9 protein-coding genes are annotated in these 9,808 nt (G+C 70.6%); 2 read left to right on the top strand and 7 right to left on the bottom strand.

The features are described 5' to 3' along the window. Window positions 1-55: 55 nt before the first annotated feature. The 5 genes from JR065_RS21200 to JR065_RS21180 form a co-directional block, all read right to left on the bottom strand. The gene (locus JR065_RS21200) at window positions 56-1,573 is read right to left on the bottom strand and encodes an ATP-binding response regulator (RefSeq protein WP_206236500.1); all 1,518 of its coding nucleotides are present in this window, start codon (window positions 1,571-1,573) and stop codon (window positions 56-58) included. Between the two features lie 5 nt (window positions 1,574-1,578). Further along, complete coding sequence (locus tag JR065_RS21195) at window positions 1,579-2,019, bottom strand: response regulator (RefSeq protein WP_206236499.1); 441 nt, start codon at window positions 2,017-2,019, stop codon at window positions 1,579-1,581. After that, window positions 2,016-3,827 (bottom strand): sensor histidine kinase, encoded by a 1,812-nt coding sequence (locus JR065_RS21190; RefSeq protein WP_206236497.1) that lies wholly within the window; start codon window positions 3,825-3,827, stop codon window positions 2,016-2,018. Before JR065_RS21190 ends, JR065_RS21195 begins: the two co-directional genes overlap by 4 nt. Window positions 3,828-4,026: 199 nt before the next feature. After that, window positions 4,027-4,362 (bottom strand): hypothetical protein, encoded by a 336-nt coding sequence (locus JR065_RS21185; protein WP_206236496.1) that lies wholly within the window; start codon window positions 4,360-4,362, stop codon window positions 4,027-4,029. Window positions 4,363-4,541: 179 nt separating this feature from the next. Further along, entirely contained in the window at window positions 4,542-4,928 is a 387-nt protein-coding gene (locus JR065_RS21180) for a BON domain-containing protein (protein ID WP_206236494.1), read from the bottom strand. A 134-nt stretch (window positions 4,929-5,062) separates the two neighbouring features. Between JR065_RS21180 and JR065_RS21175 the strand changes: the two genes are divergently transcribed. After that, the gene (locus JR065_RS21175) at window positions 5,063-6,106 is read left to right on the top strand and encodes an oxidoreductase (protein WP_206236493.1); all 1,044 of its coding nucleotides are present in this window, start codon (window positions 5,063-5,065) and stop codon (window positions 6,104-6,106) included. A gap of 196 nt (window positions 6,107-6,302) precedes the next feature. Here the strand turns inward: JR065_RS21175 and gnd are convergent, their stop codons facing one another. Together gnd and JR065_RS21165 are read right to left on the bottom strand one after the other, a co-directional pair. Next, window positions 6,303-7,256 (bottom strand): phosphogluconate dehydrogenase (NAD(+)-dependent, decarboxylating), encoded by a 954-nt coding sequence (gene gnd / locus JR065_RS21170; RefSeq protein WP_206236491.1) that lies wholly within the window; start codon window positions 7,254-7,256, stop codon window positions 6,303-6,305. Between the two features lie 70 nt (window positions 7,257-7,326). Then, window positions 7,327-8,628 carry a hypothetical protein gene (locus tag JR065_RS21165; RefSeq protein WP_206236502.1) on the bottom strand — a complete coding sequence of 434 codons (1,302 nt, stop codon included), beginning with the start codon at window positions 8,626-8,628 and terminating at the stop codon, window positions 7,327-7,329. A gap of 187 nt (window positions 8,629-8,815) precedes the next feature. Between JR065_RS21165 and JR065_RS21160 the strand changes: the two genes are divergently transcribed. Next, window positions 8,816-9,712 carry a TIGR01777 family oxidoreductase gene (locus JR065_RS21160; protein ID WP_206236490.1) on the top strand — a complete coding sequence of 299 codons (897 nt, stop codon included), beginning with the start codon at window positions 8,816-8,818 and terminating at the stop codon, window positions 9,710-9,712. Window positions 9,713-9,808: the final 96 nt, after the last annotated feature.

Below are 9,808 nucleotides of genomic sequence, written 5' to 3'. Positions count from 1 at the left end.
CCACCAGCGCTCATGACCACCGAGTACCGAGTCCCCAGTCCCGAGTCCCGGCTTCTCAACCACTCTCCAACGCATGCGCCACGGCGCGGAACACCCGGCGCATCTCCAGCGGCTTGCGCAGCACGTGCACCGCGATGTCGCTGGGGAAATGGTCGCGCTGCAGCGAGGTGCTGACGTCTTCCAGCACGATCGCCGGTCCCTGGTAGTCCAGGTCGCGCAGCGCCAGCAGCAGGCTCACCGCCGACAGCAGGATGATGTCGCAGTCCACGATCACCAGGTCGGGCAAGCCGTGCTCGCGCACGTCGCGCAGCGCCGCGGCGCCGTCGGAGGCCAGCTGCGGGCGGTAGCCCTGGCTGGACAGCGCGTTGCCGAGCAGCGACAGCCGCGTGGCCTCGCCGTCGACCAGCAGCACGCGCTGGCCCTTGCCCATCGGTATCGCCTGCTCCGGCTCGCCGGCCAGCGGCGGGTGCCCGTACATCGGGATCAGCAGTTCGAAGCAGGTGCCCACGCCTGGCGTGCTGTCCACGTGGATGCTGCCGCCGTAGCTTTCGACGATGCGCTTGCACGAGATCAGGCCCAGGCCGGTGCCGTCCGGCTTGGTGGTGAAGAACGGGCTGAACAGGCGCGCGCGGGTGTGCTCGTCCATGCCCACGCCCTCGTCGCCGACCTCGATGCGCACCTGCTCGCGGCCGTCGGCGCCGGTGGCCGCGCTGGCGCTCAGCGTCAGCCGGCCGCCGTCGGGCATCGCCTGGATCGCGTTCAGGCCGAGATTGAGCAGGCATTGCTGCAGTTCGGTGTAGTTGGCCTCGATCGCCAGGTCGCCGTCGGCGACCTCCACCTGCAGCACCACGCCGTCCGGCAGGCTGCTCTTGAGCAGCATCTGCACCGCCTGGAACAGGCCCGCCAGCGGCACGCGCTCGCTGGGCTTGCGCGAGCCGCGCACGAACGAGAGCATCGACTCGGCCATTTCGTGGCCGCGGCGGCCGCATTCGGCGATCACGTCGGCCAGGTGCCGCAGCTGCGGATCGTCGCTGCGCCCGACCATCAGTTCCGGCACGATCAGCAGCGGCTGCAGGATGTTGCGCAGGTCGTGGCTGAGCCCGGCGGCGAGCAGCGCCAGGCTCTCCAGCCGCTGCGCGCGCATCAGCTCGCCTTCCACCCGCTGCCGCTCCTGCTCGCTGCGCGCCTCGCGGATCGCCCGCGCCACCGCCGACGGCAGCCGGGTCGGGTTGTGCTTGATGATGTAGTCGTTGGCGCCCTCGTGCAGCGCCTGCACCGCGGTCTCCTCGCCCATCGTCCCGGACACGAAGATGAAGGGCGTGGTGTTGCCGCCGGCGCGCACGATCTGCAGCGCCTGGTGCCCGGAGAAGCCCGGCATGCTCAGGTCCGACAGCACGATGTCCGGATGGAAGTCGCGCAGCGCCTCGCGCAGCGAGTCCTCGCTCTCCACGCGGCGGAAGGTCGCTTCGATCCCGGCCTCGAGCAGCTGGTCGGAGAGCAGCTCGGCATCCTCCGGGGAATCCTCCACCATCAGGATCCGGATCGGGCCGAGCCTGGCGCCGGTCTTGGGCATGCGCCTTACTCTTTGTCCGGTGCCTGGTTGATCAGCGCCCAGAACGTGCCCAAGGTCTTCACCGCGGTGAAGAACTGGTCCACGTCCACCGGTTTGACCACGTAGGCGTTGACGCCCAGGTCCCAGCTGCGCGCCAGGTCGCTCTCCTCGCGCGAGGACGACAGGATCACCACCGGCAGGCGCTTGAGCGATTCGTCGTTGCGCACCAGCTTGAGCACTTCCAGCCCGTCCATGCGCGGCATCTTGATGTCCAGCAGCAGCACCGCCGGCAGGCCTTCCTCGCGGTCGGCATAGGCGCCGCGGCGCAGCAGGTAGTCCATCGCCTCCACGCCGTCCTCGACGTGCACGATGGGATTGGCGAGCCGGGCATCGCGCAGCGCGTCGACCGCCATCTCGGCATCGGCGGGGCTGTCTTCGGCTAGCAGGATGGTGCGGATGGCGGTCATGCGATGGGCTCGTGGGTAGGCGCTTCAAGCGCGGGGGGGAGTACGAAATGGAAGGTGGCGCCCTGGTCCGGCGCCGCATCGGCCCAGATGTGGCCGCCGTGGCGGCTGAGCACGCGGCGCACGCTGGCCAGGCCGATGCCGGTGCCGCTGTATTCGCTGGCCTTGTGCAGGCGCTGGAACACGCCGAACAGCTTGGCCGCATAGGCCATGTCGAAGCCGGCGCCGTTGTCGCGCACGCTGAAATGGTGGCTGCCGTCGCTTTCCAGCTTGTAGCCGACCTCGATCACCGCGACCTCGCGCTTGGCGCTGTACTTGACCGCGTTGCCGAGCAGGTTCAGCCACAGCTGGCGCATCATGTTCTCGTCGGCGACCAGGATCGGCAGCGGCGCGATGCTCCACTCGATGCGGTGCCCGCTGCCGCCGTGGTCGGCCTGGAAGTTGGCGTCCAGCACCGCGCGCGTCTCGGCGACCAGCGACTGCATGTCCACCGCCTGCAGGCGCAGCGCGCTGCGGCCCAGGCGCGAATACACCAGCAGGTCGTCGATCAGCGAGGCCATGCGCCGCGCCGAGGTGCCGATCACTTCCAGATAGTGGCGGCTCTTCTCGTCGGCGCCGTCGCCGAGGTGGCGCATCAGCTTGTCCGAGAAGCCGGCCACGTGGCGCAGCGGCGCGCGCAGGTCATGCGAGACCGAATAGCTGAAGGCCTCCAGCTCGCGATTGACCTCCGACACCTGCTCCACCTTGCCCTCCAGCTGCCGGTTCAGGTCCTGGATGCGCTGCTGGGTGGCCTTCTGCACGCTGATGTCGGTGACCGTCATCAGCACCACCTCGTCGTCGCTGTCCGGCAGCGGCATGCGCCGCGCGTTGAGCAGCATGGTGCGGGCGATGCCGTCGGCGGCGGTCTGGGTGTGTTCGAAATCCCACAGTTCGCGGCCGCGCAGCAGCACGTCGGCCAGGCGCTGGCGGATCATCGGGTCGCGCCACACGCCGTCGCCGACCTCGTCCAGCGCCTTCACCGGTTGCTCGGGATTCAACCCGTACAGCTCGGCGAACGCGGCGTTGTACATCAGCATGCGCTGGCTGCCGTCGAGCAGCACGATCGGCTCGCGCACGGTCTGCAGCACCGCCGCGGCGCGGCCGTTGGCGCGCAGCATGTCGCGCTCGGCGCTCAGCCGGCGGCCGATCTGGCGCTGCAGCAGCCAGATCACCATGCCCAGCAACAGCAGCTGCACGCCCAGCGACACCCAGCTCATCGCCGCGGCCAGCGTGCGCCGCTGGTCGGCATCGGCGGTGCGCTCGGCCAGCAGTTCCGATTCGCGGTTCTGCAGGTCGGCGACCAGGCCGCGGATCGGGTTGTCGGAGGTCATCTCGCGGATCAGGCTGCGGATCCGCTCCGGGTCGCGGGTTTGCGAGATCTGCCGCGCCAGCGCGCTGCGCCGCTCCAGCGTGCTCTGCAGGCGGCCGATGCGCACTTGCTGGTCGGCGTTGTCGCGGGTCAGCTCGGTCAGGCGCGCAATGGCCGGCGCCATCGCCGCCTGCGACTCGGCCAGCCGTTCGCCGAGGATCGGCGTGTCGGCGCCATGCGACAACGCCATCGCCGCCGATTCCATGTCGCGCATGCTGGCTTCCAGCCCGCGCAGCGCCGACTTCACCTCATGGCTGTGCGCGACCCAGTCCGATGCGCGCAGCGTGCTCTCGCTCATCTGCCGCAGCAGCAGCGAAGGCAGGATCACGATCAGCACGACGGCCAACGCCAGCAAGGGCAGGCGCCATCGATCCCAGGCGTCGTTGGTGGCCGTTATCTGCATGCGTGTTCCGAAGCGTCCCCGGTGATGCGTGGATAGGCCGGCAGGGGCGGCATTGTCGCCGATCCTCCCGCGAGCCGGATGAAGTATTCACGGACCTGCGCCGCGGCGAGGTTCCTGAATAGGCCGGCGTATATTACGGGTTCCAATGAAAACGGGCGACTCCCCGGCCGCCCGTTCGCTTGAAGCATGGACGCGGTTTTCAGCGGCGCGCGGCCAGCGCCGGCGGCAGGCTGGCCAGCGTCCACGAGCACATCCCGGCGCGGACCAGCAGGAAGTCGGCGTGGCTGTTCAGGCGTGCGACGTCGGCGCGCGCCAGGCCTTCGCTCAGCGTGTCCATGACCTGGCCGAACTGGCGCCAGAAACCGTCGTCGTCCTGGCAGGTGGCCAGCAGCGTGCTGAGCCTGGATTCGAGCTGGCGCATCGCCAGCGACAGGGCCAGCGGCGACTTGGCGACAGGAATCGCGCGGGCCACCGCGGCGCCGAGCGCCTCCGATGCGATGGGGTCGTTTGCGGATTGCGTAGGAGCGTTCAACATGGGAATCGTCCAGAGCCTGGAATGTCTGGATAGTCCCTGAATGGATGTCAATGTGACGCGAAACGCGTTCAGCTATCCGAACGAACAGGTAGACAACGCAGACAAAAAAAGGCGCACCCCGAAGGGTGCGCCTGCTGCCGATGCGATCCGCCTCGCCTCGGACCGTATCGATGCGTGGATCAGTTCTGCGCGGTGGCGGCCACTTTCAGGCCCGACGCATCCACGTTCTTGACCCCGTCGATCTTCTTGGTCACAGCGATCGCCTTTTCGCGCTGCGCCTTGTTGTCCACCGAGCCGCTCAGCGTGACCTTGCCGTTGACCGTCTCGACCTTGATATCGGTGCCCGGAACGTCCTTGGTCGCGACCAGGTCGGCCTTGACCTTGGTGGTGATCCAGCTGTCGGTCACCGGCTCCTTGGAGTCGTGCTTGGCGCTGTCGTGGCCCATCGCGTCGTGTTGGCGGCTGGCGTCCTTCGGCGGATCGACCGCGAAGGCCTGCCCGGCGCCTACCAGCATGCCGAGGCCGAGCGCAGCGGCCAGCAGGTTGCGTGAAAGATTCGTGTTCATGATGTCCTCCTCCCTTGAAGGTGTGTGCAGTGTCTGCGCGCCCGTGTCCATGGCACGTGACCGCAGAATGGAAGCGCCGTGAAGTTTGGCGCCATCGGCGGGATACTTCCGCTTTGCCGCACGGACCTTTACCGATGGACAGACCCCTCAACCTCGCCCTGCTCGGCTACGGCTTCGTCGGCCGCGTATTCCATGCGCCGCTGATCGCGCATACGCCCGGGTTGCGGCTGCATACGCTGGTCTCCAGCCGCGCCGCCGAAGCGGCGGCGGCGTACCCGCAGGCGCGCGTGGTCGCCGACGCGCAACAGGCGTTCGACGATCCGCAGGTCGATGCGATCGTGCTGGCCACGCCGAACCAGACCCATGCGCCGCTGGCGCTGGCGGCGCTGGCCTCGGGCAAGCACGTGCTGGTGGACAAGCCGTTCACCGTCACCGTGGAGGAGGCGCAGCAGGTGGTCGCGCAGGCGCAGCGTGCCGGGCGCATCGTCAGCGTGTTCCAGAACCGCCGCTGGGACGGCGACTTCCTCACCGTGCGCGGGCTGGTCGACGCCGGCACGCTGGGCGAGATCGCCGAGTTCCATTCGCACTTCGACCGCCACCGCCCGCAGGTGGGCGATCGCTGGCGCGAACACGACCTGCCCGGCTCGGGCCTGTGGTTCGACCTGGGCCCACATCTGCTGGACCAGGCGCTGCAGCTGTTCGGCCTGCCGGAGACGATCCAGCTGGACCTGGCGCGGCAGCGCCCCGGCGCGCAGGCCGACGACTACTTCCACGCGGTGCTGCGCTACGGGCGCCTGCGCGCGGTGCTGCACGCCGGCTCGCTGGTGGCCGCGCACGGCCTGCGCTTCGCGGTGCACGGCGAGCGCGGCAGCTATCTCAAGCGCGGCCTGGACACGCAGGAAGCGCAGTTGCGCGCCGGGCTGACGCCGGCCGCCGCCCAGTGGGGCGAGGACCCGATACCGGGCCGGCTGACCCTGGTGGATGCCGAGGGCGCCGCCAGCGAACGCGAACTGCCCACGCTGCGCGGCGACTACCGCCACTGCTATGCCGGCTTCCGCGACGCGATCGCAGGGCTGGCGCCGGCGCCGGTGGATGCGGCGCAGGCGCTGGCGGTGATGCGCCTGCTCGATGCCGGGCGCCGCAGCGCCGAATCCGGCCGCGCCATCGCGCTGGACTAGGGCCTGCCAACGCTGTTGGAATGGGCCACGTTGCCGTGTGCGGGCCAGGTGGCTGCGCGTGGCGCCGTGGCAGGCTTTGTCCGTCTGTCCAAGCCCCGCGCGGCCGGCTGGGCGCCGCACACGGCAACCCGCAGGGCCGCGCTTGGGCGCGCACGGTGCGGCCTATCCCAATAGCGTTAACAGGCCCTGGCGGCGGCTACTTCGGCAGCGTGTCGCGCGGCCCGCCGTGCGACGGCACGTCGCGCACTTCGCGCATCACCGCATGCCCGCCGAACTGGTTGCGCATCGCCGCCAGCAGCTTGTCGGTGAACGAATCGGCGTCGCGCGAGCGCAGCCGCTCCAGCAGCGACAAGGTGATCACCGGCGCGGGCACGTTGAGGTCGATCGCCTCGGCCACCGTCCAGCGGCCTTCGCCGGAATCCTCCACGTACGGCGCGATGCCGGCCAGGCCCGGGTTGCTGCCCAGCGCCTCGGAGCACAGGTCCAGCAGCCACGAGCGCACCACGCTGCCCTGGCGCCAGACCTCGGCGATCTGGTGCAGGTCCAGGTCGAATTCCTGCTTGCGCCCCATCAGCGCGAAGCCTTCGGCATAGGCCTGCATCATTCCGTATTCGATGCCGTTGTGGACCATCTTGGTGAAGTGGCCCGCCCCGCTGGGACCGACCCGTCCCCAGCCGGCGTCCGGCGCCGGCGCCAGCGTGGCGAACAGCGGATTCAACCGCGCCACCGTCGCTTCGTCGCCGCCGATCATCAGGCTGTAGCCTTCGGCCAGGCCCCACACGCCGCCGCTGGTGCCGCAGTCGACGTAGCCGATGCCGTGCGCGGCCAGTTCGGCGGCGCGGCGCACCGAATCCTTGTAGTAGGAATTGCCGCCGTCGACGATCACGTCGCCGGGTGCGAGCAGCGGCAGCAGCAGCGCAATCGTGTCGTCGACGATCTTGCCCGCCGGCACCATCAGCCACAGCGCGCGCGGCGCCGGCAGCGCGGCCACCAGCGCGGCCATCGAGTCGGCCGCCTCCACGCCGCGTTGCCGTGCCGCCTCGCGCGCGGGCGCGCCCACGTCGAAACCCACCACGCGGTGGCCGCCGCGCACCAGCCGCTCGGCCATGTTCGCGCCCATGCGGCCCAATCCCACCAGTCCCAGTTCCATGTCGTGTCCCAGTTCGAAATCGGAAAGGCCGCTAGGGTCGCATGAAGCGGCCGCCTGCGTGCAGCCCCGCCTATCGCGAGACAGCCGCCATTGATGCATGCGCACAGTCCTGCAAGCGGCGATCGATCCAGCGCCGATACAGCGTGGTGTGGACGTTGTGCAACGCCAGGTCGATGGCGTAGGGCGTGCGCGGATTGCGGTCCAGCAGGCGCGCGATGTGGTAGCCCACCGGACGGATGCCTTGCCGATGCACGTAGACCAGGAAGCCGCGGTAGAACGGGTCGTCGAGCAGCGCGTCGATCTGCGCCAGGACAGTGCGTTGCGCGGACGACAACGATGCGCGCAGCGTAGCATCGCGGTGGTACAGCAGCCGCTCGAAGCGCTCGCGTCCGCGCCCGCGCAGCGATTGCGCCAGCTCCCAGATGCGGCGGTTGACGCGGTCGTAGTGGGCGAAGCCGCCGTGGTGCGCCAGCGCTTGCGCCGCCTGCGCGCTGACCCCGGCGACGACGAAGTTCTCGGCCTGGTTGTTGATGTCGTCCAGATACCTGCGCTCGAACACATGGGCGATGAAGCCCGGCGCGCCGACGAACGCCGACGCGCCCGTCTTCGAGGTCTTGACCGCCTTGCCGTCGGCGAAGAACTCGCCGGCGTGCGCGCCGAGCAGGATGCTGTCGGTGTCGTGCAGGGTCAGGAAGGTGCCGATCGACAGCTCCGCCGCGCTGAACTCGCGATCGAACGCGGCGTCGCCGTACAGTTCGCGCTGCGTGGCCAGCTGCGCGATCTGCCGGCCCACGCCGCATTCGGAGCGGACCTTGCCGGTATAGAACGCCTCGATCGCGCGCGCGTTGCCGTTCGCCGGCTGATAGCCGCGGCCGAAGCTGCGGAAGCGCTCCCAGCCCTGGCGCCGCGCGCCGCCGGCGCCGAAGCCGATCCAGCCCAGCTGCACCGCGGTGAAGCGGTAGCCGGGATTGTCCTGCAGGCGCGTCACCGCGCGCTGCGTGGCCTGGCCCAGCACGAAGTAGTAGCCGCAGCGGGTGGCCGGCGAATCGAGCAGCGCGCGCAGCGCCTGGCGCCGTTGCGGTTCGTTCCAGCGCGCCGGCAGCGCCGCCTGCAGATCGCCGTGCGCGTGCGCCTCCTGCAGCGACAGGCGCCGGCACGGATCGCCGGGCACGACCTGCGGCTGTGCCGCGGCGCTGGCCTGCACGCGCCAGCCGAGCTCGCGCAGCAGCGCTTCCAGGCAATCGGCGCTGGCCTGCTCGGTCGGCGCTGCGGACTGCGCCGCGACGCCGCCGCTGGCTGCGATCGCCAGCGCCAGCAGCAGCACGCGTACGCGGCGGCGCGGCCGGCCCGGCGCCGGCGCGGCAACGCAGATCGATGGCGTCGCGGTGAGGGAATCGCGGGGCACGGAAGCTTCCTCGCACCGGGACCTCCGGCGGCTGGCGCATGGTGCCGATGGCGCCATGCAGGCGTCGCGAACGCGTGCCGGCGGCGGCGCATGCGTTCACCGCCGGCGCCGTGCCGGCGCCCTACACTGCCGTCCCCTTTCGCGGAGCGCGACCATGCATGTGCTCGTCACCGGCGGCACCGGCTTCATCGGCCAGGCGCTGTGCCCGGCCCTGCTCCAGGCCGGCCATCGGGTCAGCGTGCTGACCCGCGACGCCGCGCGCGCGGCGCGCGCGGCGCGCATCCTGCCCGGCGTGCAGGCGCTCGAGGACCTGGCGCAGGCCGATGCGGCCGATGCGGCGATCAACCTGGCCGGCGAACCGCTGGCCGAAGGGCGCTGGAGCGAAACCCGCAAGCGCCGCTTCCGCACCTCGCGCATCGGCACCACCCGCACGCTGCTGGAATGGATCGCGCAACAGCCCGACGCGCAGCGGCCGCGCTGCCTGTTGTCCGGCTCGGCGATCGGCTACTACGGCGACGCCGGCGAGCGCGTGCTCGACGAGGCCAGTCCCGCCGGCGACGACTTCGCCGCGCAGCTGTGCCGCGACTGGGAAGCCGAGGCGGCGCGCGCGCGCGAGCTGGGCATGCGCGTGAGCCTGCTGCGCACCGGCGTGGTGCTCGGTCGCGACGGCGGCGCGCTGGCGCGGATGCTGCCGCCGTTCCGGCTCGGGCTGGGCGGGCGCATGGGCGACGGGCGGCAGTGGATGAGCTGGATCCATCGCGACGACCACGTCGGCCTGCTGCTGTGGCTGCTCGAGCACGGCGGCGACGGCGCCTACAACGCCACCGCGCCGGCGCCGGTCACCAATGCCGACTTCGCCAGGCAGCTGGGCAAGGCGCTGCACCGGCCGGCGCTGCTGCCGGCGCCGGCCGTGGCGCTGCGGCTGGCGTTCGGCGAAATGGCCGACCTGCTGCTCGGCAGCCAGCGCGTGCTGCCGGCACGCGCGCAACAGGAAGGCTATGCGTTCCGCCATCCGGAGCTGGGGGCCGCGCTGAGCGCGGCGGTCGGCTAAAGGGCCAGTGGCGACGCCACTGTAGGAGTCAACTGTCATGCAGGAGCGATCCCAGGAGGGGCATAAGGCGCTCGATCACGCGCGATGGCGTTGAGC

Source organism: Xanthomonas sp. (assembly GCF_017163755.1).
GTDB lineage: Bacteria > Pseudomonadota > Gammaproteobacteria > Xanthomonadales > Xanthomonadaceae > Xanthomonas_A.
The sequence above is the reverse complement of the archived record's forward strand: the minus strand, read 5'-3'. Positions and strand labels throughout refer to the sequence as shown.

What these genes read in the sequence shown, in the direction of transcription:
- JR065_RS21200 (WP_206236500.1), bottom strand. Translation starts at nt 1,573, where the DNA reads ATGCCCAAGACCGGCGCCAGGCTCGGCCCGATCCGGATCCTGATGGTG.
- JR065_RS21175 (WP_206236493.1), top strand. Translation starts at nt 5,063, where the DNA reads ATGGACAGACCCCTCAACCTCGCCCTGCTCGGCTACGGCTTCGTCGGC.
- JR065_RS21190 (WP_206236497.1), bottom strand. Translation starts at nt 3,827, where the DNA reads ATGCAGATAACGGCCACCAACGACGCCTGGGATCGATGGCGCCTGCCC.
- JR065_RS21185 (WP_206236496.1), bottom strand. Translation starts at nt 4,362, where the DNA reads ATGTTGAACGCTCCTACGCAATCCGCAAACGACCCCATCGCATCGGAG.
- JR065_RS21180 (WP_206236494.1), bottom strand. Translation starts at nt 4,928, where the DNA reads ATGAACACGAATCTTTCACGCAACCTGCTGGCCGCTGCGCTCGGCCTC.
- JR065_RS21195 (WP_206236499.1), bottom strand. Translation starts at nt 2,019, where the DNA reads ATGACCGCCATCCGCACCATCCTGCTAGCCGAAGACAGCCCCGCCGAT.
- gnd (WP_206236491.1), bottom strand. Translation starts at nt 7,256, where the DNA reads ATGGAACTGGGACTGGTGGGATTGGGCCGCATGGGCGCGAACATGGCC.
- JR065_RS21160 (WP_206236490.1), top strand. Translation starts at nt 8,816, where the DNA reads ATGCATGTGCTCGTCACCGGCGGCACCGGCTTCATCGGCCAGGCGCTG.